This is a genomic window from Streptomyces sp. NPDC051913 (assembly GCF_044593635.1).
Taxonomy (GTDB): Bacteria; Actinomycetota; Actinomycetes; order Streptomycetales; family Streptomycetaceae; genus Streptomyces.
The window spans coordinates 59,771-81,437 of record NZ_JBIUCI010000001.1; the positions used below are offsets into that span (position 1 = coordinate 59,771).

Sequence of the window (21,667 nt, forward strand, 5' to 3'; positions counted from 1 at the left end):
TCAGCGGGCGCTCACGCCTTGGCGAGTTCCTTCTCGCCACCCTGCTCCGGCAGCTGCGCGTGCACGTCGGCGCCGTCGCCGTCCTCGTCCAGCAGCGTCTTCTCGTCGAAGGGCAGCTGTCCGGCGAGCACCTGGTCGACCCGGGTGCGGTCGATCTCCTTGGTCCAGGTGCCGATCAGCACCGTGGCGACCGCGTTGCCGGCGAAGTTGGTCAGGGCGCGGGCCTCGCTCATGAAGCGGTCGATGCCGACGATGAGGCCGAGGCCGTCCACCAGGGCGGGCTTGTGCGACTGGAGACCGCCGGCGAGCGTGGCCAGACCGGCACCGGTGACACCGGCGGCGCCCTTCGAGGCGACGAACAGGAACAGCAGCAGCGGGATCTGCTCACCGAGCGACATCGGCGTACCCATGGCGTCGGCGATGAACAGCGAGGCCATGGTCATGTAGATCATGGTGCCGTCGAGGTTGAAGGAGTAGCCGGTCGGGACGGTGATGCCGACGACGGGCTTGCTGACGCCCATGTGCTCCATCTTCGCGATGAGCCGCGGCAGCGCGGACTCGGAGGAGGAGGTGGAGAGGATCAGCAGGAACTCGCGGCCCAGGTACTTGAAGAGCTTGAGGATGTTCAGGCCCGCGATCACCCGCAGCAGCGCGCCGAGCACGATGAAGACGAACAGGAAACAGGTGATGTAGAAGCCCACCATGAGGAGGGCGAGATCCTTCAGCGCGTCCACACCCGCCGAACCGACGACGGCGGCCATCGCGCCGAAGGCGCCGATCGGGGCGGCCCACATCACCATGGAGAGAATCCGGAAGACGAGCCGCTGGATGTGCTCGACACCGCGCAGGATCGGCTGGCCGGTGGAGCCCATGGCCTGCAGCGCGAAGCCCGCCAGCAGGGCGATGAGCAGGGTCTGGAGGACCTCGCCCTCGGTGAAGGCGGAGACGAAGGTCGTCGGGATGATGCCGAGCAGGAACTCCGTGGTGTCCTTGGCCTCCGCGTCGACCTGGGCGTGGCCGACGTCCTTGACGGCGTCGGTGACGGCGAGGCCGGTGCCCGGGTCGAGGATGTTGCCGACGACGAGGCCGATACCGAGCGCGACCAGCGACATGACCATGAAGTAGCCGAGGGCGATACCGCCGACGGCGCCGACCTTGGCGGCCTTCCGTACCGAGCCGATGCCCAGGACGATCGTGCAGAAGATGATCGGCGAGATCATCATCTTGATCAGGCTCACGAAGCCGGTACCGATCGGCTTCAGCTCGACGGCGAAGTCCGGTGCGACCATACCGACGAGGATGCCGAGGGCGACCGCGACGATCACCGCGATGTAGAGATAGTGCGTGCGGTCCTTCTTGACCACGGGTGCCGTATCGGGTGATCCGGTCGATCCGGGGGTGCTGGCGGCCACGGCTGCCCTCCTTGACGTCTTCGTCGGCATGACCGGCGTGCGGCTCACGTCCGGGCTGTTTGAGGAATGCGGTGACTATCTCCTGCCCTGTGAGGGCGGTCACCCTTCCGTTCATTTAGTTCACACTTAACCGGCGAGGCACACTGACGACATGCGCTTCTCCGTCCCCCGTCCCCGCAGCCTGGCCGGCCAGCTCTTCGCCATGCAGGCCGTGCTGATAGCGGTGCTCGTGGCCGGATACGCGCTGTTCACGTACGTCAGCGACCGCAGCCAGGCCGAGGAGGCGGCGGGCCGGCAGGCCATGGCGGTGGCGGGCACGGTCGCCGACTCCCCTTCCGTCCGGGCGGCGATCCACACCGCCGACCCGTCGGCCCGGCTCCAGCCGTACGCCCTTCAGGTCATGGGTGACGCGGACGTCGACTTCGTGACGATCATGAACACGCACGGCATCCGCTGGACCCACCCGACGGAGAAGGAGATCGGCAAGAAGTTCCTGGGCCGTATCGCCCCGGCCCTGGCCGGCGACTCCTTCACCGAGACCTACAAGGGCACCCTGGGCCGCTCGGTCCGCGCGGTCACGCCGATCATGGAGGACGGCAAGGTCATCGGCCTGGTCAGCGCCGGCATCAGGGTCGAGGCGATCAGCAAGCGGGTCCAGGGCCAGCTCACGGCCCTGCTCGGCGTCGCGGCGGGCTCGCTGGCGCTGGGCGCGATCGGCACGTACGCCATCAACGCCCGCCTGCGCCGCCACACCCACAACATGAACGCGGCCGAGCTGAGCCAGATGCACGACTACCACCAGGCGGCCCTGCACGCGGTGCGCGAGGGGCTGCTGATGCTGGACGGCCAGTACCGGGTGGCGCTGATCAACGACGGTGGCCGGGAGCTGCTGGGCGTCGCCTCGGAGGGCGAGGTCGTCGGGCGCTCGGTGGCGGAGCTGGGGCTGCCGGCGCCGCTGACGGGCGCGCTGCTGGCGTCGGAGCCGAGGGTGGATGAGGTGCATCTGGCGGCGGACCGGGTGCTGGTGGTGAACACCTCCCCGGTGTCCGGGGGTGAGCGCAGGGGCACGGTGGTGACCCTCCGAGACGTGACGGAACTCCAGTCGGTGATGGGCGAGTTGGACTCGGAGCGGGGCTTCACCCAGGCGCTGCGCTCGCAGGCGCACGAGGCCGCGAACCGTCTGCACACGGTGGTCTCGTTGATCGAGCTGGGCCGGGCGGAGGAGGCGGTGGACTTCGCGACGGCGGAGCTGGAGTTGGCGCAGGCGCTGACCGACCAGGTGGTCGCGGCGGTGAGCGAACCGGTGCTGGCCGCGCTGTTGTTGGGGAAGACGGCTCAGGCGAACGAGCGGGGCGTGGAGCTGGTGGTGTCGGAGGACAGCCGCCTGGACGACGGCTTGCTGCCGCCGTCGCTTCCCTCGCGGGATCTGGTGACGATCCTCGGGAACCTCATCGACAACGCGGTGGACGCGGCGCAGGGGAGTGTGGGGGCGCGGGTGACGGTGACCGCGTACACACAGGCGGACGAGCTGGTGCTGCGGGTCGTCGACACGGGCGCGGGCGTGGACCCGGCGCATGCGGAGGCGGTGTTCCGGCGGGGGTTCTCGACGAAGCCGGCGGGACCGGGCGGGCGCGGGCTGGGGCTGGCTCTCGTACAGCAGGCGGTGAACCGGCACGAGGGGACACTGGCGGTCGCGGCGGCGGACGGGGGCGGCGCCGAGTTCGAGGTGCGGGTGCCGTTGCGGGGGGCCGGGCGTGCGGAGGGCGCGCGGGTGTCCGAAGATGCCTCGACGACAGCCGCCGTACCGGCCGGGACCGGGCGGGCCGCGCAGAGCACCGCATCCGGAGGCGACGCATGACGACCCAGCCACAGCCGATCCGCGTCCTGGTCGTGGAGGACGACCCGGTGGCCGCGGACGCCCATGTGATGTACGTGGGGCGCGTGCCGGGGTTCGTCGCGGTCGGCAAGGCGCACACGGGCGCGGAGGCGCGGCGCCTGCTGGACCGTACGGCGGTGGATCTGCTGTTGCTGGACCTGCATCTGCCGGATGTGCACGGCTTGCAGTTCGCGCGGTCGCTGCGGGCGGCGGGGCATCAGGCGGACGTGATCGCGGTGACGTCGGCGCGGGATCTGACGGTGGTGCGGGAGGGGGTGTCGCTGGGGGTCGTGCAGTACGTGCTGAAGCCGTTCACGTTCGCCACGCTGCGGGACCGGCTCGTGCGGTACGCCGAGTTCCATGCGGCGGTGGGAGAAGCGAGCGGACAGGACGAGGTGGACCGGGCGTTGGCTTCGCTGCGGGCGCCGGGGCCTGCGGCGCTGCCGAAGGGCTTGAGCGCACCGACGTTGGAACGGGTGACGGTCGCTCTGCGGGATTCCGGGGAGGGCCTTACGGCGACCGGGCTGGCCGAGGTGGTGGGGATCTCGCGGATCACTGCTCGGCGGTATCTGGAGCATCTGGTGGACGCGGGGCGGGCGGCGAGGGCGCCGCAGTACGGGACTGTGGGGCGGCCCGAGTTGCAGTATCGGTGGGTCAAGGGGGAGTCGGGGCGTTAGAGGGGGCGAGGGTGAGGATGTCGAGGGCATTGACCTGACTAGACCACCCCACCTACCTTCACCAGGCACCCATCCCGCGCCCCACCCCCACGTGAGCCCGCAGGAGGTCATGCCCGTGCGCCCCACCGCCGCCCTCCCCGCACTCCTCGCAGCCGCCCTCGCCGCCACCGCCCTCACCGCGTGCGGCAGCGGCTCCGGCAGCGACCCGGACACCCTGAAGGTCTCCTTCAAGCAGTCGACGGACAACTCCATCAAGGTGATGGACGACTACCTCGCCGGTATCAAGACGCAGTTCGAGAAGAAGTACCCCGGCAAGAAGGTCGAACTGGTCCCCATCAAGGCCCCGGACTCGGAGTACTACACCAAGGTCCAGCAGATGCTCCGCTCCCCCAAGACCGCCCCGGACCTGGTCTACGAGGACACCTTCCTCATCAACTCCGACATCACCAGCGGGTACTTGAAGCCCCTCGACACCTACCTCGCCAAGTGGCCGGACTGGAACCAGTTCATCGACACGGCGAAGTCGGCGGCCAGGGGTGAGGACGGGAAGACGTACGGCGTCCCGGACGGCACCGACACCCGGGGACTCTGGTTCGACAAGGGCGTCTTCGCCAAGGCCGGTCTGCCCACCGACTGGCAGCCGAAGACCTGGGACGACGTCCTCGACGCGGCCCGCACGATCAAGGCGAAGGTCCCCGACGTCACGCCCCTCAACGTCTACACCGGCAAACCCGCGGGCGAGGCGGCGACGATGCAGGGCTTCGAGATGCTCCTGTACGGCACGGACACCGGCGGCACCGACCCCCTCTACGACTCGGCGTCCAAGAAGTGGATCGCCGGCGGCCAGGGTTTCAAGGACGCCCTCGCCTTCGTGGAGACGGTCTACAAGGAGAAGCTCGGGCCGGACGTCGAGACCGCCCTCGACCCCAACATCCAGACCATCGTCCGCGGCGACCTCCTGCCCAACGGCAAGCTCGGCATCGACCTCGACGGCTCCTGGCTCCCGCAGGACTGGTTGGAGGGCAGCGGCCACGAATGGCCGCAGTGGTCGAAGGAGTTGGGGCTCGCTCCCATGCCCACCCAGCACGGCCAGGCCCCCGGCAAGGTGAGCATGTCGGGCGGCTGGACCTGGGCGATCCCCGCCAAAGCGGCCAACCCCGACCTCGCCTTCGACTTCATCAGGACCATGCAGACCAAGGCGAACGCCCAGAAGTGGTACATCGCCAACTCCGGCATCGCCGTCCGCGAGGACGTCGCCGAGGACCCCGCTTACACGGCCGCCCAGCCCGGCATCAAGTTCTTCACGGACCTGGTCGCGAGCACGCACTACCGCCCGGCGTTCCCCGCGTATCCGAAGGTGTCGACGGCGATCCAGGAGGCGATGGAGGCAGTCACGACGGGCGACAAGGCGGTGGCGGACGCGGCAAAGGCTTACGACGAGGAACTGCGAAAAGCGGCAGACGGCCAAGTGATAGAGAAATGACCCACACATGAGGCCCCGCCCCCTCACCCGCATCCTCCCCCTCACCCCCGCCACCCTCCTCCTGCTCCTCTTCCTCGCCGGCCCCATCGCCTACTGCGCATACATCGCCTTCACCGACCTCCAACTCACCGGCCAGGCCCACGAGTCGTTCATCGGCTTCGACAACTTCCGTACGGCGTTCAAAGACGAGGCGTTCCTCAACGCCGTATGGCTGACCCTCGTCTTCACCTTCATCTCGGCGCTGCTCGGCCAGAACACCCTCGGCCTGGCGCTCGCGGCGCTCATGCAACGCGCCTCGAAGCCGGTGCGCACCCTGACCGGCGCGATAGTGATCACGGCGTGGATACTCCCGGAGGTGGTCGCGGGTTTCCTCCTCTACGCCTTCTTCCGCAAGGAGGGCACGCTCAACAGCATCCTCGACTCGCTCCATCTCCCCAGCCAGAACTGGCTGTTCACGCTCCCGATCCTCGCGGTGTCGTTCGCGAACGTCTGGCGGGGCACGGCCTTCTCGATGCTGGTGTACTCGGCGGCCCTGAACGAGATCCCCCAGGAGATAACAGAGGCCGCCGAGGTCGACGGCGCCGGCGGCTGGCGCCGTCTGTGGCACATCACGATCCCGATGATCCGCCGTTCCATCGCCACGAACCTGATGCTCATCACCCTCCAGACCCTGTCGGTCTTCGGCCTGATCTGGGTGATGACGAGAGGGGGACCCAGCGGCAAGAGCCAGACGCTGCCCCTCTTCATGTACGAGGAGGCGTTCCAGAAGAGCATGATCGGCTACGGCACGGCCGTGGCGTTGCTGCTCCTCCTGGTGGGCGGCCTGTTCTCGATGATCTACGTACGCCTGCTGCGGACGGAGGTCTGACACCGTGGCCCCGCCGTCCCGCAGAACGACAACCCACCGCCGTCTGGCGGCCGACGCCGGCCTCCTCGCCGTGGCCGCCGCGTTCCTGCTCCCCCTCGCCTGGGTCCTGCTGTCCGCCGTGGACCCGGACGCGAATCTGAAGGTGAAAGTCCCCGGCAGCCTGACCCTGGACAACTTCGACGCGATCCTGACACCGGACATCACCTTCACCCCCCTCCTCAACAGCCTCCTCCTCTGCGGCGGCGGAACGGCGCTGACGGTGGCCTGCGCGGCCCTCGCCGCCTACCCCCTCTCCCGCTTCCGCTCCCGCCTGAACCGCCCCTTCCTCCTGACGATCCTCTTCGCGACGAGCCTGCCCATCACCGCGATCATGGTCCCGGTCTACGCCCTGTTCGTCCGCGTGAACCTCATCGACACCGTGCAGGGCACGATCTTCTTCTTCGCCGCCTCCCAACTCCCCTTCGCCATCTGGCTGATGAAGAACTTCATGGACGGCGTACCGAAGGAGCTGGAGGAGGCGGCCTGGACGGACGGCGCGTCACCCTTCCAGTCCCTCCTGCGCATCGTCCTCCCCCTGATGGGTCCGGGACTGGCGGTCGTGACCGTGTTCTCGTTCGTCATGATGTGGGGCAACTTCTTCGTGCCCTTCATGCTCCTGCTCACCCCGGACCAGATGCCGGCGGCGGTGAGCATCAACGAGTTCTTCGGGAACCGGGGCATGGTGGCGTACGGGCAGCTGGCCGCGTTCTCGGTCGTCTACTCGACGCCGGTGATCCTGCTGTATGTGCTGGTGGCACGGCGGTTGGGCGGTGGGTTCGCGCTGGGCGGGGCGGTCAAGGGGTGAGACGGCGGGATTGCGCCGCGGATTCTCCCCCTTCACGCGCCCGATCGGCGTGTCGACCATGCCGTACTCGCCTTCGAGATCCGCTCACCAGGGCGAGATCCGCGGCGTCCCGTCGGCGCCGACCGTCGCGAGGTGCCAGGCGTCGGGTGCCGGCAGCCGCTCGCGAATATGCCCCTCTACCTTGCCTTTCACCTAGTACACGGAGCCGCCGCCCTTCCGCGCACGCACGCGCCGGCCCTCGGGCGCCCTTCTCGCCGACCGCTCTCCGGACACCCGAACCCCTGGCCGAAACCGTACGTTCCTACAATCCGTGATCCTGGCCGAACAGACCGTAGTCACCACCGGCGCACGCCCCTACGTTGTGCCCCGTGCGCCGACCCCCAGCTCTCCCGAACCAGCCAGGCCCTCCCTTCAACGCCCCCGCCGCCCGCCGCCTCAGAGCCGCCCTCAACATGGGGCCCGAGCATGTCGCCTACGGCATGCGGGCCTCGTACGGAATGCCGTACGTCACCCCGGACCTCGTGGTCGCCTGGGAACGGGGCATGGTCTCGCCGACCAGCCCGGAGCTGACCGCCCTCGCGGGCGTGCTGTGGTGTTCCCCCGGTGAACTCATCGGGCGGCCGCGCACCCTGCGCGAGCACCGCATCACCCGCGGCCTCGCCCCCGACGACGTCGCCCGCGCCCTGGGCCTGGAGATCCTCGCGTATCTGCGCATGGAGGAGAACAACGACTGGCGCGGCACCGACCGCCAGGCCTCCGCCCTCGCCGAGCTGCTCGAACTCGACCTGCCGGACTTCGTCACCGTCACCGGGCGCGAGCCGCGCCTCGCCGAGCATCTGCGCAGCGCGGTCACCACACGCTGGCAGGCCTATGTCCGCCCGGTCGGCAAGATCGTGCCCCTGGACCGGCGGCTCCTGGAGGACGCCCTCCAGGAGCTGCACCGCGAGTACCAGGGGCAGATGGTGGCCACCCTCAGCTGGGGCGGCAGCGGCGGCGACAACGCGGCGGGCGCGTCGGGCCGGGACTTCCTCGACCGGATCGTGGATCACTTCTGGACGAACGTCCAGGAGATCACCGGCTAGCCACCCGGGCGAACACCCAGGAAAGACCTAGAAGACCGACTCGGCCTCGTCCATCCGGTCCTTCGGCACCGTCTTCAACTCGGTCACGGCCTCCGCCAGCGGCACCATCACGACGTCCGTCCCGCGCAGAGCCGTCATACGGCCGAACTCGCCCCGGTGCGCCGCCTCCACCGCGTGCCAGCCGAAGCGGGTGGCGAGGACGCGGTCGTACGCCGTCGGCACGCCACCGCGCTGGACATGGCCGAGGATGACCGGCTTGGCCTCCTTGCCGAGGCGGCGCTCCAGCTCGTACGCCAGGGCCGTACCGATGCCCTGGAAGCGCTCGTGGCCGAACTGGTCGATCTCGCCCTTGCCGTAGTCCATCGAGCCCTCGGCGGGGTGCGCGCCCTCGGCCACGCAGATGACCGCGAACTTCTTGCCGCGGGCGAAGCGCTCCTCGACCATCTTCACCAGGTCGGTGGGGTCGAAGGGGCGCTCGGGCAGGCAGATGCCGTGCGCGCCCGCCGCCATCCCGGACTCCAGCGCGATCCAGCCCGCGTGGCGGCCCATGACCTCGACGACCATCACGCGCTGGTGGGACTCGGCCGTCGTCTTGAGACGGTCCATCGCCTCGGTGGCGACGCCCACGGCCGTGTCGAAGCCGAAGGTGCGGTCCGTCGAGGAGATGTCGTTGTCGATCGTCTTCGGGACGCCGACCACCTGAAGACCGGCGTCGGACAGCATGCGGGCCGCCGTCAGCGTGCCCTCGCCGCCGATCGGGATCAGCGCGTCGATGCCGAAGTCGCGGGCGATGTCGGGGGCGTTCTCGCAGGCCTCGCGCAGACGGTCGCGCTCCAGGCGGGAGGAGCCGAGGATGGTTCCGCCGCGGGCCAGGATGCCGCTCACCGCGTCCAGGTCGAGGGTGCGGTAGTGGCCGTCCAGGAGGCCGGCGTATCCGTCCTCGAAGCCGATGACCTCGTCGCCGTACTGCGTGACGGCTCGGTGCACGACCGACCGGATCACTGCGTTCAGGCCAGGGCAGTCGCCGCCTGCGGTGAGAACTCCGATGCGCATCGTGCTGTGTCTCCTGCTCGCTGTTGATACCGGTGAGCCTTGTCCGATTGTTCCACGTCCCACAGTGCGCTGCCGCATCCGGTCTTGACGGGCGCCTTAACCACCGTCAGAGGTATTGTCAAGAGGGTTCTGCTCACCTCGGTGGGCGATTTTTATGACACCCGACGGAACGGAGAGCACGCGTGACCCGCAGCGTGTACGTGACCGGTATCGACCGCGGCGACGGCCGCCAGGTCGTCGAGCTGGGGGTCATGGAACTCCTGACCCGGCAGGTCGACCGGGTGGGTGTCTTCCGGCCCCTCGTACATCACAGTCCCGATCGCCTGTTCGAGCTGCTGCGCGCCCGCTACCGCCTCTCCCAGGACCCGGCCACGGTCTACGGCATGGACTACCACGAGGCCTCCGCCCTCCAGGCCGAACAGGGCACGGACGAGCTGGTGTCGACGCTCGTCGACCGGTTCCATCTCGTCGCGCGGGACTACGACGTCGTCCTCGTCCTCGGCACCGACTTCGCCGACACCCAGCTCCCGGACGAGCTCAACCTCAACGCCCGCCTCGCCAACGAGTTCGGGGCGTCCGTGATCCCCGTCGTGGGCGGCCGCAAGCAGCCGGCCGAGTCCGTGCTCGCCGAGACCCGCAACGCCTACCGCGCCTACGACGGCCTCGGCTGCGACGTCCTCGCGATGGTCACCAACCGGGTCGCCCGCGAGGACCGCGACCTCATCGCCGAGCGGCTGGCCGCCTCCCGGCTGCCCGTGCCCTGCTACGTACTGCCCGACGAGCCCGCCCTCGCCGCGCCGACCGTCGCGCAGGTCACCCACGCCCTCGGCGCCAGGGTGCTCCTCGGCGACGACGCGGGGCTCGCCCGGGACGCGCTGGACTTCGTCTTCGGCGGGGCGATGCTGCCGAACCTCCTCAAGGCCCTGACCCCGGGCTGCCTGGTCGTGACGCCGGGCGACCGGGCCGACCTGGTCGTCGGCTCGCTCGCCGCGCACAGCGCCGGCACCCCGCCGATAGCCGGCGTGCTGCTCACCCTGGACGAGGTGCCGAGCGACGACGTCCTGACCCTCGCCGCCCGCCTCGCCCCCGGCACCCCAGTGCTCTCGGTGCCCGGCAACAGCTTCCCCACCGCCGAGCAACTCTTCTCCCTGGAGGGGAAGTTGAGCGCGGTCACCCCGCGCAAGGCGGAGACGGCGCTCGGGCTGTTCGAGCGGCACATCGACACCGGCGACCTGCTCAAGCGGGTCTCCGCGCCGAGCAGTGACCGGCTCACGCCGATGATGTTCGAGCACAAGCTCCTGGAGCAGGCCCGCTCCGATCTGCGCCGCGTGGTCCTGCCGGAGGGCACCGAGCCCCGGGTGCTGCACGCCGCCGAGGTGCTGCTGCGCCGCGGGGTCTGCGCGCTCACCCTCCTCGGCCCGGTGGACCAGATCCGCAAGAAGGCCGCCGACCTCGGCATCGACCTCGCCGACGCCCAGCTGATCGACCCCGCCACCTCCGAGCTGCGGGACGCCTTCGCCGAGAAGTACGCCGGCTTCCGCGCCCACAAGGGCGTGACGGTGGAGCTGGCCTACGACGTCGTCTCCGACGTGAACTACTTCGGGACCCTGATGGTCCAGGAGGGGCTCGCGGACGGCATGGTCTCCGGGTCCGTGCACTCCACGGCCGCGACCATCCGGCCCGCCTTCGAGATCATCAAGACGAAGCCGGACGCCGACATCGTCTCGTCCGTCTTCTTCATGTGCCTCGCCGACAAGGTGCTCGTCTACGGCGACTGCGCGGTCAACCCCGACCCGAACGCGGAGCAGTTGGCCGACATCGCCATCCAGTCGGCCGCGACCGCCGAGCAGTTCGGCGTGGCCCCGCGGATCGCGATGCTGTCGTACTCCACCGGTACGTCCGGCTCCGGCGCCGACGTCGACAAGGTGCGCGAGGCGACCGAGCTGGTACGGCTGCGGCGGCCCGACCTGAGCATCGAGGGGCCGATCCAGTACGACGCCGCGGTCGAACCGACGGTGGCCGCCACCAAGCTGCCGGACTCCGAAGTCGCCGGGCAGGCCAGCGTGCTGATCTTCCCCGACCTCAACACGGGCAACAACACCTACAAGGCCGTGCAGCGCTCGGCCGGCGCGATCGCCGTCGGTCCGGTCCTCCAGGGGCTGCGCAAGCCGGTCAACGACCTGTCCCGGGGCGCCCTCGTCCAGGACATCGTCAACACCGTCGCCATCACGGCCATCCAGGCCCAGTCCCCCGCCCCGTCCCCGATCGAGAAGGCCACCGCCCAGTGAGCGCCTCCCGCGTCCTCGTCCTCAACTCCGGCTCCTCGTCGGTGAAGTACCAGCTGCTCGACATGGGCGACAGCAGCCGGCTGGCCGTGGGGCTCGTCGAGCGGATCGGCGAGGAGACCTCCCGGCTCAAGCACACCCACGTCGAGTCCGACACCACCCGCGAGTGGTCCGGGCCGATCCCCGATCACGAGGCCGCGCTGAAGGCCGTGGCCGAGGAGCTGGCCAAGGACGGGCTGGGCCTCGACTCGCCGGAGCTGGCCGCCATCGGGCACCGGGTCGTGCACGGTGGACAGTCCTTCACCGCGCCGACCGTCGTCGACGGCGCCGTGCTCGCCGAGATCGAGCGGCTGATCCCCGTCGCCCCGCTGCACAACCCCGCCAACCTCACCGGCATCCGCACCGCCCGGGCGCTGCGCCCCGACCTGCCCCAGGTCGCCGTCTTCGACACCGCCTTCCACACGACGATGCCGGAGTCCGCCGCCCGCTACGCCATCGACACCGAGACCGCCGACGCCCACCGCATCCGGCGCTACGGCTTCCACGGCACCTCGCACGCCTATGTGGCCCGGGCGACGGCGAAGTTGCTGGGGAAGGCGCCCGAGGACCTCAACATCATCGTGCTGCACCTCGGCAACGGGGCCTCCGCCTCCGCGGTACGAGGCGGTCGATGCGTGGACACCTCCATGGGGCTGACGCCTTTGGAGGGGCTCGTGATGGGTACGCGCTCCGGTGACATGGATCCGGCCGTCATCTTCCATTTGATGCGTGTTGGCGGAATGTCCACGGACGAGATCGACACTCTTCTCAACAAGAAGAGCGGTCTGATCGGCCTGTGCGGTGACAACGACATGCGGGAGATCCGCCGCCGGGTGGACGAGGGTGACGAACAGGCGCAACTCGCCTTCGACATCTACATTCACCGATTGAAGAAGTACATCGGCGCCTATTACGCGGTGCTCGGCCGGGTGGACGCCGTCGCCTTCACAGCGGGAGTCGGCGAAAACGCGAGCCCGGTGCGGGAGGCTGCCGTGGCGGGCCTGGAGGAGCTGGGCCTCGCGGTGGACGGCGAGCTGAACGCCGTACGGAGTGACCAGCCGCGGCTGATCTCGCCGGAGTACGCGCGCGTGGCCGTCGCCGTGGTGCCGACCGACGAGGAACTGGAGATCGCGACACAGACTTACGCACTGGTCGGAAGTAATACACGGCAGTAACACGACTGAGCGCAATGGCGCCCATTTGTATCTTCCGCCAGACGGAATATTCCGTTGCGAAACAAACCGATAGGATCGCCCCATGCGCCGTTCGAAAATCGTCTGTACTCTCGGCCCCGCGGTCGACTCCCACGAAATGCTCGTGTCCCTGATCGAAGCCGGCATGAACGTGGCCCGCTTCAACTTCAGCCACGGCAGCCACGCCGAGCACCAGGGCCGGTACGACCGCGTCCGTGCCGCGGCCAAGGAGACCGGCAAGGCCATCGGTGTCCTCGCCGACCTCCAGGGCCCGAAGATCCGTCTCGAGACCTTCGCCGAGGGCCCGGTCGAGCTGGAGCGTGGTGACGAGTTCGTCATCACCACCGAGAACGTCCCGGGTGACAAGGCCATCTGCGGGACCACCTACAAGGGCCTGCCGGGCGACGTCTCGCGCGGCGACCAGATCCTCATCAACGACGGCAACGTCGAGCTGAAGGTCCTGGACGTCGAGGGCCCCCGGGTCAGGACGATCGTCATCGAGGGCGGTGTCGTCTCCGACCACAAGGGCATCAACCTGCCCGGCGCGGCCGTCAACGTGCCCGCGCTGTCCGAGAAGGACGTCGAGGACCTCCGTTTCGCGCTGCGCATGGGCTGCGACATGGTCGCGCTGTCCTTCGTCCGGGACGCCCAGGACGTGCAGGACGTCCACAAGGTGATGGACGAGGAGGGTCGTCGCGTCCCGGTCATCGCCAAGGTGGAGAAGCCGCAGGCGGTGGCGAACATGGAGGACGTCGTGATGGCGTTCGACGCCGTGATGGTCGCCCGTGGTGACCTCGCCGTCGAATACCCGCTCGAGAAGGTCCCGATGGTGCAGAAGCGCCTGATCGAGCTGTGCCGCCGCAACGCCAAGCCGGTGATCGTGGCGACCCAGATGATGGAGTCGATGATCACCAACTCCCGCCCCACCCGCGCCGAGGCCTCCGACGTGGCCAACGCGATCCTGGACGGCGCGGACGCGGTCATGCTCTCGGCGGAGTCCTCGGTCGGCGCCTACCCGATCGAGACCGTCAAGACGATGTCGAAGATCGTCCAGGCGGCCGAGGAAGAGCTGCTGAGCAAGGGCCTGCAGCCCCTCGTCCCCGGCAAGAAGCCGCGCACGCAGGGTGGTTCGGTCGCCCGCGCCGCCGCGGAGATCGCCGACTTCCTCGGCGGCAAGGGCCTGATCGCCTTCACCAAGTCCGGTGACACCGCCCGCCGGCTGAGCCGCTACCGCGCCGCCCAGCCGATCGTCGCCTTCACCACCGACGAGGGCACCCGCAACCAGCTGGCGCTCAGCTGGGGCGTCGAGTCGCACGTCGTGCCGTTCGTGAACAGCACGGACGAGATGGTCGACCTGGTCGACTCCGAGGTCTCCAAGCTCAACCGCTTCAGTGACGGCGACATCGTCATCATCACCGCCGGCTCGCCCCCCGGCGTCCCCGGCACCACCAACATGGTCCGGGTCCACCACCTGGGCGGCGAGAAGTAACCCCACAAGGGTCCTGTACGACGCTGAGGGCGCCCCCTGCGACAGGGGGCGCCCTCAGCGCTTGTGCGGCTCCCGAACGGGCTTGTGCGGACGCTCAGTCGATGTACTGATGCAGCCCGGGCACGTGCAGGGTCCCGCCGAACTGGCCGGCCTGCACGACCTTCACCTTGGTGAAGTAGATCAGCGGGATGTTGAGCGGCGGCGGGTTGTCCGGGTCGAACGTGACCGGGATCAGGCCCAGCAGGTTCCCGGAGATGGACTCCGTGTACATCACCGTCTCGCCGTCCCGGATGGTCGACGTCGAGCCCTTGGCCGCCTGCACGTGGTAGGTCTTGCCGGACTGCTCGTCGTTGACCGTCTGGTGCAGGTCGCCGATGTCGGTGCCGTCGGAGATGACGTACTTCAGCACCTTCTTCTTGGTGCCGTTGGCCGTCTTCACCTCGACGATGCCCTTGTAGTCGGCGCCCTTCAGCAGCAGCGAGCTGGCGTTCAGGTACCAGGGGTCGTCGGGCAGCGGCACGGTGTTGTCGATGCCGCTCTCCGCGTCCGTGGCGACCGGGCAGTCGTCGGGGTCCGTGGTGGAGCTCGCCGACGGGCTGGCGGTGGCCTCGGCGGCCGCCTCCTTGACCGCGTCGGTGGTGTCCTCGGCCGCCTTGGTCGCCGTGTCGGTCGTGTCCTTCACGGTGTCCTCGACCGTGTCGGTGACCTTCTCGGTGGTGTCCTTGACCGCGTCGCTCGCGTCGTCCTTGCCGTCCTCCGTCGCGGAGGCGGAGGCCGAGGCGGACGGCGTCGGGCTGGCACTCGCGGACGGCGAAGCGCTCTCGCCACCCGTGAAGATGCCGGTGATCGCGTCGCCGATCTCGTCCAGCACGTTGCCGCTGCTCTCGGAGGCCGAGGGCGAGGGCGTGGCCGTGCTGCCCGACTGCGCCTCGTTGGAGGCGGACGCGGACGGGGTGGGCGTGGCCTCGTCGTCGGAACCTGAATCCGACGAAGAGCCGCTGCCCGAGGAACCGCTGTCCGAGGAGCCGGAGTCCTTGGACTCGGAGGCCGAGGGGGTCGGCGTCGCCTCGTCCTCGGACTCGCTCGCGCTCGCGGACGGCGAGGCCGACGCGGACGCGCCGTCCTCAAGGGCCGCGACACAGTCCTTGTACTCGTCCGCCGTGAGACTCTTCGCGGCGGGCTGGTCCTCGGCGTTGGCGAGCGTCGGCGTGAATCCCATCCCCATGAGGACCGCCGTCGGCATCGCCGCCAGGGCTATCGCCTTGCCCGCCGGCATGTGGAACCGGGTGAACAGCGGCTTCTTGGGTGCCGCGTGCCGCGGCCCGGTTCTCACACGGGACTCGTCCACATCAGTCCCGTGGGTCACCTCGTCAGCCGGCACTGTGCCTCCCGTTCGCCCCGTTCGCCGGGCTCGTTCCTGACAGATCGTTCGGCTCAACGTCGTACGCGTCCTTGGAGAGCGTGGGGACCGCGCCCTGCGGCGCGTCACTCTCCCCGGCGCCGGCCTCCGCCACCGGCTGCGCCTCGGGCGCCTCGCCCGGCACCCACGCCACGGCCATCGCTCCGCCGACGAGGGCGAAGAGGAAGCCGATGAGGAAGCCGCCGAGGTTCGAGACCGGAATCGACACCAGGGCCAGCAGGATCGCCGCGACGCCCGCGAAGGTGCGGACGTGCTTCTGGAACCAGAGGCTGATGCCGAGGACGACCAGCAGCACACCGATGATCAGGGATCCCGCGCCCGCGGTGGTGGCCATCGCCAGCGTCAGATGGCCGATCTGGAGGTTTGCGTACGGGAAGTAAGCGATGGGGAGTCCGCCGAGCATGACGAACAGGCCGGCCCAGAACGGCCGGTCACCCCGCCAGCCGCGGAACTTCCGCTTGGCGACCCGGAGGTAGTGCTCATCGTGGCCGGGTACGGCAGGAGTCTCGGCGCTCATGGAAAACAGCTCCCTGTCACGGTGTTGCTGTGGTGGTGAGTTGTGCTTCGTGCGACCGCTTGTGGAGAACGTGCGAACAGCGGCCGGAGAGTGGACGGGCGGGGGCGCCACCGGCTCCCCCGCCCGTCAGCGAGTGCTTAGTAGCACTCCTTGACACCCGTCGCCAGCGACATCTTCAGGCCGCTGAGCTTGAAGGTTCCGGCGGTGGTCGCCCACGCCGTCTGCTTCACACCGGTCAGGGTGACCGAGTCGGCCTGCTGCGCGAACCCGTAGGGGTTCGCGGTGTCGCCCTTGGCGATACCCGGACCCTTGGCCGCGTCCTTGGCCGCCACACCGATGTCGATGCCACGGAAGGTGGCGTCGGCGCTGAGGTCGGCGACGTCGATGTACAGGTTCTCGGCCTCGACCGGGGTGTCGCCACCGCCGGCCTTCAGGATGAGGCTGACGGAACCGAGCAGCGGGATGTCAGGGGTGACAACCGACTGGCACAGGTTCTTGATGGTCGCGGACTTGAAGCCCGACACCGCGACCGGGTGGGCCGTCTTCTGGCCGCTCATCGTGTAACCCGAGTCAATGGCTCCGTACTGGACGAAGCCCTTGCCGTCGAGCTGGTCGGTCGTCACCTTGAACGACTGACCCGACACACTGAACGACGCGGCGAGAGCGCCCTGCGCGAGGGCGACACCTATCGCAGCCGTGGCGGCCACGCTGGGCACCATGACGACGGCGAACCGCTTCCATCTGGTCCCGCCACGCACCTGGGACTCCATATTTCCTCCTTCTCGGACGTACATCTCCTGACCCTGACTGCCCCTGTCGAACAAGACGGCTCAGCCGGGCAGGGATGGGAGAAGTGCTACGTCCTCGGGAAGGGGAGCGCCCGTACTCAGGCGCGAACCGCGCACCGATCACCGGCGATCACCCCCGAGCGACAACCACTGGTCGCGCCTGACGCACATCACGCACAACCTGGACAGGCTTCGCCAAGTGGACGAAGACCCCCCTGTCCAAGAGCCGGCGCCACTGCCGTCGGCTCTACTCGGTGGGGACCCAGGAGTTCCCGCGGGCCCGACCGGCTGTCGGGGTACGGGAATGGACCGAGCGTCGCCGATCGTGGTGCATTCTCGCCGCCCGCACAAGGGGCTTCGTTACTCGGTAGTAACGGCCGGATAACCGAACAACGACCCGCCGGTCTCGGACGACGACTCCCGGTAGCACTCCGGGGCCGGACAAAGACGTTGACGGCTGGACATAATCCGACAGAACAACGCCCAGAACTTACTTCCAGTAACAGCGGCCGCGATTACCAAGATTTGGTAAAGCGCGGCCGCAGTGATGCTCCATCGGCAAATCTTTCACTCGGGCACCACATGCCCGAGTGTTTAGAGGCTGCTCAGAACGGGGTCCTCACCCCGGTCGACGGCCCGCTCAGAACAGCGCCCGCGCGAGCGCCCGGCGCGCCGCGATCACCCGCGGCTCATCGGGCCCGACGACCTCGAACAGCTCCAACAGCCGTACGCGTACGGCGTCCCGGTCGTCGCCCGCCGTGCGCCGCACGGTCTCGATGAGCCGCCCGAAGGCGTCCTCGACGTGTCCGCCGACCAGGTCCAGGTCGGCCGCGGCGACCTGGGCCGCCACGTCTTGCGGCTTCGCGGCCGCGTCCTGCCGGACCTGCTGCGGGTCGAGCCCCTGCACCCGGTACAGCAACTCGGCCTGGGCGAGGCCCAGTTTGGCCTCCGTGTTGCCCGGGTCGTCACTCAGGACGCTCTTGTACGCCTGCACCGCACCGCCGAAGTCCCCCGCGTCCAGGGCCTGTACCGCGGCCTCCAGGAGGGCGTCGTAGGGCCCGGCGGGAACGGTCGGAGCGGCGGCCCGCTCGGCACCGGGCGCGGCGTCGGGGTCGACGGTGAGGCCGGTGAGGCCGAAGCGCTGCTCGGCGACCTGTACCAACTGGTCCAGGGTCTGCTGGATCTGCTCCTTGCCCGCGGCCCCCTGGAAGAGCGGCAGGGCCTGCCCGGCGACGACGGCGAAGACGGCCGGGATCCCCTGGACCCCGAACTGCTGCATCAGCATCTGGTTGGCGTCGACGTCGATCTTGGCGAGGAGGAGGCGTCCGTTGTACTCCAGGACGAGCTGCTCCAGCACCGGGCTGAGCTGCTTGCAGGGCTCGCACCACTCGGCCCAGAAGTCGATGACGACCGGTACCTCGGTGGAGCGCTGCAGGACTTCGAGCTCGAACCCGGCCTCGTCGACGTCGATGACGAGATCGGCGGGCGAGACGGCACCCGGGCCGCCGCCCTGCCGGGCCGCCTCGGCCCGCGCCTGCTCCGCCTTCGCCTTGGCCTCCTGGGCCGCCTTCACCGCGGCGAGGTCGACGACTCCGCTCATGGACATGTTCCGTGGCTGCATGCGTCTATCCTCCCCCGTTCGCGCGCGTACGTGAAAAGCATCATGAAAGCTGGTCAGGCTCTGTACCGGTCCTGCGGTGCGTTGTTCGACGCCGGGTCCCCACCCCACGCCAGTGGTTTCGCTACGAGTCGTAGCGTAATGGCACTCAGTGCCTCCTCGCGACCACTCCCCGGTGATCTCCCTCACGGCTTCACAGGAAACGCCGGTTATGGTCGGTGGATGCAGAGCCGCACCCCCGCCCCCCGCGCCACCGGACGCCCCCGCTCCGCCGCCGCGGACGCCGCGATCCTCGCGGCCACCCGGGAGGCGCTGGTGGAGCTGGGCTGGTCCAAGCTCACGCTGGGAGACGTGGCGACGCGGGCGGCGGTTGCGAAGACGACGCTTTACCGCCGCTGGCCCGGCAAGAACGAACTCGTCGTCGACGCGGTGGCGGAGCTCTTCGACGAACTGCGCCTCCCCGACCGCGGCACCCTGGCCGCCGACATCGAGGGCGTGGTCCTCCAGTTCGCGGCGATCCTGGCCCGCCCGGAGGCGAAGAGCGGACTGATGGCGGTCGTAGCGGAATCGACCCGGGACGACGCCCTGCGCGAACGCATCCGCGCCTCGATCGTCGACCGTCAGAAACGCCTGGTCCTGGAGGGCCGGGCGCGCGCGCAGACGCGCGGCGAGCTGCCCCCCGAGACGGACCCCGGGGAGGCGTCCCGCACGGTCGACCTGATCTTCGACGTGGTGGCGGGTGCGGTGGTCCACCGCACCCTGGTGAGCGCGGAACCGGCGGACGAGGAGTGGGTACGGGGGTTCACCCGGGTGCTGCTGCTGGGGCTGGCGGGGGCGTCCGCGTAGCGCCCACGCGGCGGAGCCGCACATCGATACGGCCCCGCGCCCCTTGGTCGGCTGCACCAGCCGTGCTCAGAACCCGGGCGGCTCCGTGTACACCCCCCACTCGTCCCGCAGCACCCCGCAGATCTCGCCCAGCGTCGCCTCGGCCCGCACCGCGTCGAGCATCGGCCCGATCATGTTGGACCCGTCCCGCGCGGCGGCGAGCATCGCGTCCAGCGCCCCCCGCACCGCGGCGTCGTCCCGCCCGGCCTTACGGCCGCCCAACTCCCGCACCTGCTCCCGCTCGACCTCGTGGGAGACCCGCAGGATCTCCAGGTCGCCGGTGACGGAGCCGTGATGGACGTTGACGCCCACCACCCGCTTGTCCCCCTTCTCCAGGGCCCGTTGGTACTGGAACGCGGACTCGGCGATCTCCCCGGTGAACCATCCGTCCTCGATGCCCCGCAGGATCCCTGAGGTGATCGGCCCGATGGGGTGCCGCCCGTCGGGGTGCGCCCGCAGCCCCCGCTCCTTGATCTGCTCGAAGATCTTCTCGGCGTCGGCCTCGATACGGTCGGTCAGCTGCTCGACGTACCAGGAACCGCCCAGCGGATCCGCGACGTTGGCGACGCCGGTCTCCTCCATGAGGACCTGCTGGGTGCGCAGCGCGATCTCGGCGGCCTGCTCGCTGGGCAGCGCGAGGGTCTCGTCGAGGGCGTTGGTGTGCAGGGAGTTGGTCCCGCCGAGCACGGCGGCGAGCGCCTCGACGGCGGTCCGTACGACGTTGTTGTACGGCTGCTGAGCGGTCAGCGAGACGCCGGCGGTCTGCGTGTGGAACCGCAGCCACTGCGCCTTCTCGGACTTGGCCCCGTACACCTCCCGCATCCACCGCGCCCAGATCCTCCTGGCCGCGCGGAACTTGGCGATCTCCTCGAAGAAATCGACGTGGGCGTCGAAGAAGAACGACAGCCCGGGGGCGAACACATCCACGTCGAGCCCGCGCGAGAGCCCCAACTCCACGTACCCGAACCCGTCGGCGAGGGTGTAGGCGAGCTCCTGCGCGGCGGTGGAGCCGGCCTCGCGAATGTGATACCCGGAGACGGAGAGCGGCTTGTAGGCGGGAATGCCCGCCGCGCAGTACTCCATCAGATCCCCGATGAGCCGCAGATGGGGCTCGGGCTGGAAGAGCCACTCCTTCTGAGCGATGTACTCCTTGAAGATGTCGGTCTGGAGCGTGCCGTTGAGCACCCCCGGATCGACCCCCTGCCGCTCAGCGGCGACGAGATACATGCAGAACACCGGCACAGCGGGCCCGCTGATGGTCATGGAGGTGGTGACGTCCCCGAGCGGGATGTCCTTGAACAGCACCTCCATGTCGGCGGCGGAGTCGATGGCGACCCCGCAGTGCCCGACCTCCCCGAGCGACCGCGGATCATCGGAGTCCCGCCCCATGAGGGTAGGCATGTCGAAGGCCACGGACAGCCCGCCCCCGCCGTTGGCGAGGATCATCTTGTACCGCTCGTTGGTCTGCTCGGCGTTCCCGAACCCGGCGAACTGCCGAATGGTCCAGGTCCGCCCCCGGTACCCGGTGGCGTACAGCCCGCGGGTGTACGGGTACTCGCCGGGCCACCCGATCCGCTCGAACCCCTCGTACCGATCCCCCGCCCGAGGCCCGTACACCGGCTCCACGGCGTCCCCGGACAGCGTGGTGAAGTCGGCCTCCCGCGTACGAGAGGAGTCATACCGGGCCTGCCACCGTCGGCGGCCCTCTTCGATGGCGTCAGCGTCCATACCTTCGAATTTACTAGGACGTCCTAGTAAATGTCGATGGCGAACCACCCGTTACTCTCGACGGCATGAAGAAGAGCGTCCTGACCCGTTACCGGGTGATGGCCTACGTCACCGCCGTGCTGCTCATCCTGCTGACGATCGGCGTGATCGGGAAGCGAGTGCTGGGTCTGGACGGGTTCGACGGCTTCGTCACCGGCGTCGGTATCGCCCATGGCTGGCTGTACGTGCTCTACCTGGTCTTCGCCTTCGACCTGGGCACGAAGGCGAAGATGCCGCTGGGCCGTCTCGCCTGGGTCCTGCTGGCCGGCACGGTCCCGACCGCCGCCTTCTTCGTCGAGCGCAAGGTCACCCGAGAGGTCACGCCACTCGTCCTCGAGGACGCGACCCCCAAGACGGCCGCGGCCTGAACC

At 69.3% G+C, this 21,667-nt stretch carries 18 protein-coding genes; 11 read left to right on the forward strand and 7 right to left on the reverse strand.

The window, feature by feature from the left end; all coding sequences use genetic code 11:
- Window positions 1–11: 11 nt before the first annotated feature.
- Complete coding sequence (locus ACIHIX_RS00255) at window positions 12–1,442, reverse strand: cation:dicarboxylate symporter family transporter (RefSeq protein WP_399949977.1); 1,431 nt, start codon at window positions 1,440–1,442, stop codon at window positions 12–14.
- Window positions 1,443–1,563: 121 nt separating this feature from the next.
- Here ACIHIX_RS00255 and ACIHIX_RS00260 point away from each other — a divergent pair, with 121 nt between their 5' ends.
- From ACIHIX_RS00260 to ACIHIX_RS00285, 6 genes are all read left to right on the forward strand, one after another.
- A complete protein-coding gene (locus ACIHIX_RS00260) occupies window positions 1,564–3,270 on the forward strand; it encodes an ATP-binding protein (protein ID WP_399948138.1) in 1,707 nt (568 codons plus the stop codon).
- A complete protein-coding gene (locus ACIHIX_RS00265) occupies window positions 3,267–3,965 on the forward strand; it encodes a response regulator (protein WP_399948140.1) in 699 nt (232 codons plus the stop codon). Before ACIHIX_RS00260 ends, ACIHIX_RS00265 begins: the two co-directional genes overlap by 4 nt.
- Window positions 3,966–4,074: 109 nt before the next feature.
- Window positions 4,075–5,448, forward strand: a complete 1,374-nt coding sequence (locus tag ACIHIX_RS00270; RefSeq protein WP_399948142.1) for an extracellular solute-binding protein — start codon at window positions 4,075–4,077, stop codon at window positions 5,446–5,448.
- Window positions 5,449–5,455: 7 nt separating this feature from the next.
- Window positions 5,456–6,316 (forward strand): carbohydrate ABC transporter permease, encoded by an 861-nt coding sequence (locus ACIHIX_RS00275; RefSeq protein ID WP_399948144.1) that lies wholly within the window; start codon window positions 5,456–5,458, stop codon window positions 6,314–6,316.
- A 4-nt stretch (window positions 6,317–6,320) separates the two neighbouring features.
- Window positions 6,321–7,160: a carbohydrate ABC transporter permease gene (locus ACIHIX_RS00280; RefSeq protein WP_399948146.1), complete on the forward strand. Its 840-nt coding sequence runs from the start codon at window positions 6,321–6,323 to the stop codon at window positions 7,158–7,160.
- A gap of 368 nt (window positions 7,161–7,528) precedes the next feature.
- A complete protein-coding gene (locus tag ACIHIX_RS00285; RefSeq protein WP_399948148.1) occupies window positions 7,529–8,242 on the forward strand; it encodes an XRE family transcriptional regulator in 714 nt (237 codons plus the stop codon).
- Window positions 8,243–8,269: 27 nt separating this feature from the next.
- Here the strand turns inward: ACIHIX_RS00285 and ACIHIX_RS00290 are convergent, their stop codons facing one another.
- Window positions 8,270–9,295, reverse strand: a complete 1,026-nt coding sequence (locus ACIHIX_RS00290; RefSeq protein ID WP_399948150.1) for an ATP-dependent 6-phosphofructokinase — start codon at window positions 9,293–9,295, stop codon at window positions 8,270–8,272.
- Window positions 9,296–9,477: 182 nt separating this feature from the next.
- Here ACIHIX_RS00290 and pta point away from each other — a divergent pair, with 182 nt between their 5' ends.
- The 3 genes from pta to pyk all read left to right on the forward strand — a co-directional run bounded on the left by pta (window position 9,478) and on the right by pyk (window position 14,301).
- Entirely contained in the window at window positions 9,478–11,583 is a 2,106-nt protein-coding gene (gene pta / locus ACIHIX_RS00295; protein ID WP_399948152.1) for a phosphate acetyltransferase, read from the forward strand.
- Window positions 11,580–12,794, forward strand: a complete 1,215-nt coding sequence (locus ACIHIX_RS00300) for an acetate kinase (RefSeq protein WP_399948154.1) — start codon at window positions 11,580–11,582, stop codon at window positions 12,792–12,794. Before pta ends, ACIHIX_RS00300 begins: the two co-directional genes overlap by 4 nt.
- 82 nt (window positions 12,795–12,876) lie before the next feature.
- On the forward strand, window positions 12,877–14,301 hold the full coding sequence (gene pyk / locus ACIHIX_RS00305) for a pyruvate kinase (protein WP_399948156.1): 1,425 nt from the start codon (window positions 12,877–12,879) through the stop codon (window positions 14,299–14,301).
- A 94-nt stretch (window positions 14,302–14,395) separates the two neighbouring features.
- On the opposite strand, the gene ACIHIX_RS00310 is transcribed toward pyk, so the two are convergent.
- From ACIHIX_RS00310 to ACIHIX_RS00325, 4 genes are all read right to left on the reverse strand, one after another.
- Entirely contained in the window at window positions 14,396–15,682 is a 1,287-nt protein-coding gene (locus tag ACIHIX_RS00310) for a hypothetical protein (RefSeq protein WP_399948158.1), read from the reverse strand.
- Window positions 15,672–16,238, reverse strand: coding sequence for a DUF6114 domain-containing protein (locus ACIHIX_RS00315; protein ID WP_399948160.1), 567 nt, complete (start codon window positions 16,236–16,238; stop codon window positions 15,672–15,674). Before ACIHIX_RS00315 ends, ACIHIX_RS00310 begins: the two co-directional genes overlap by 11 nt.
- Window positions 16,239–16,375: 137 nt before the next feature.
- The gene (locus ACIHIX_RS00320; protein ID WP_329334577.1) at window positions 16,376–17,008 is read right to left on the reverse strand and encodes a DUF6230 family protein; all 633 of its coding nucleotides are present in this window, start codon (window positions 17,006–17,008) and stop codon (window positions 16,376–16,378) included.
- 658 nt (window positions 17,009–17,666) lie between these two features.
- The gene (locus tag ACIHIX_RS00325) at window positions 17,667–18,647 is read right to left on the reverse strand and encodes a tetratricopeptide repeat protein (RefSeq protein ID WP_399948162.1); all 981 of its coding nucleotides are present in this window, start codon (window positions 18,645–18,647) and stop codon (window positions 17,667–17,669) included.
- 219 nt (window positions 18,648–18,866) lie between these two features.
- Here ACIHIX_RS00325 and ACIHIX_RS00330 point away from each other — a divergent pair, with 219 nt between their 5' ends.
- On the forward strand, window positions 18,867–19,490 hold the full coding sequence (locus ACIHIX_RS00330; protein WP_399948164.1) for a TetR/AcrR family transcriptional regulator: 624 nt from the start codon (window positions 18,867–18,869) through the stop codon (window positions 19,488–19,490).
- A gap of 66 nt (window positions 19,491–19,556) precedes the next feature.
- Here ACIHIX_RS00330 and ACIHIX_RS00335 read toward each other — a convergent pair whose 3' ends face one another.
- Window positions 19,557–21,257, reverse strand: a complete 1,701-nt coding sequence (locus tag ACIHIX_RS00335) for a methylmalonyl-CoA mutase (RefSeq protein WP_399948166.1) — start codon at window positions 21,255–21,257, stop codon at window positions 19,557–19,559.
- A 65-nt stretch (window positions 21,258–21,322) separates the two neighbouring features.
- Between ACIHIX_RS00335 and ACIHIX_RS00340 the strand changes: the two genes are divergently transcribed.
- Complete coding sequence (locus ACIHIX_RS00340; RefSeq protein ID WP_399948168.1) at window positions 21,323–21,664, forward strand: DUF3817 domain-containing protein; 342 nt, start codon at window positions 21,323–21,325, stop codon at window positions 21,662–21,664.
- Window positions 21,665–21,667 lie beyond the last annotated feature (3 nt).

Coding starts and splice junctions, on each gene's coding strand:
- pyk (WP_399948156.1), top strand. CDS start 12,877: ATGCGCCGTTCGAAAATCGTCTGTACTCTCGGCCCCGCGGTCGACTCC.
- ACIHIX_RS00255 (WP_399949977.1), bottom strand. CDS start 1,442: ATGCCGACGAAGACGTCAAGGAGGGCAGCCGTGGCCGCCAGCACCCCC.
- ACIHIX_RS00275 (WP_399948144.1), top strand. CDS start 5,456: ATGAGGCCCCGCCCCCTCACCCGCATCCTCCCCCTCACCCCCGCCACC.
- ACIHIX_RS00325 (WP_399948162.1), bottom strand. CDS start 18,647: ATGCAGCCACGGAACATGTCCATGAGCGGAGTCGTCGACCTCGCCGCG.
- ACIHIX_RS00320 (WP_329334577.1), bottom strand. CDS start 17,008: ATGGAGTCCCAGGTGCGTGGCGGGACCAGATGGAAGCGGTTCGCCGTC.
- ACIHIX_RS00340 (WP_399948168.1), top strand. CDS start 21,323: ATGAAGAAGAGCGTCCTGACCCGTTACCGGGTGATGGCCTACGTCACC.
- ACIHIX_RS00265 (WP_399948140.1), top strand. CDS start 3,267: ATGACGACCCAGCCACAGCCGATCCGCGTCCTGGTCGTGGAGGACGAC.
- ACIHIX_RS00335 (WP_399948166.1), bottom strand. CDS start 21,257: ATGGACGCTGACGCCATCGAAGAGGGCCGCCGACGGTGGCAGGCCCGG.
- ACIHIX_RS00270 (WP_399948142.1), top strand. CDS start 4,075: ATGCCCGTGCGCCCCACCGCCGCCCTCCCCGCACTCCTCGCAGCCGCC.
- ACIHIX_RS00330 (WP_399948164.1), top strand. CDS start 18,867: ATGCAGAGCCGCACCCCCGCCCCCCGCGCCACCGGACGCCCCCGCTCC.
- ACIHIX_RS00315 (WP_399948160.1), bottom strand. CDS start 16,238: ATGAGCGCCGAGACTCCTGCCGTACCCGGCCACGATGAGCACTACCTC.
- ACIHIX_RS00260 (WP_399948138.1), top strand. CDS start 1,564: ATGCGCTTCTCCGTCCCCCGTCCCCGCAGCCTGGCCGGCCAGCTCTTC.
- ACIHIX_RS00290 (WP_399948150.1), bottom strand. CDS start 9,295: ATGCGCATCGGAGTTCTCACCGCAGGCGGCGACTGCCCTGGCCTGAAC.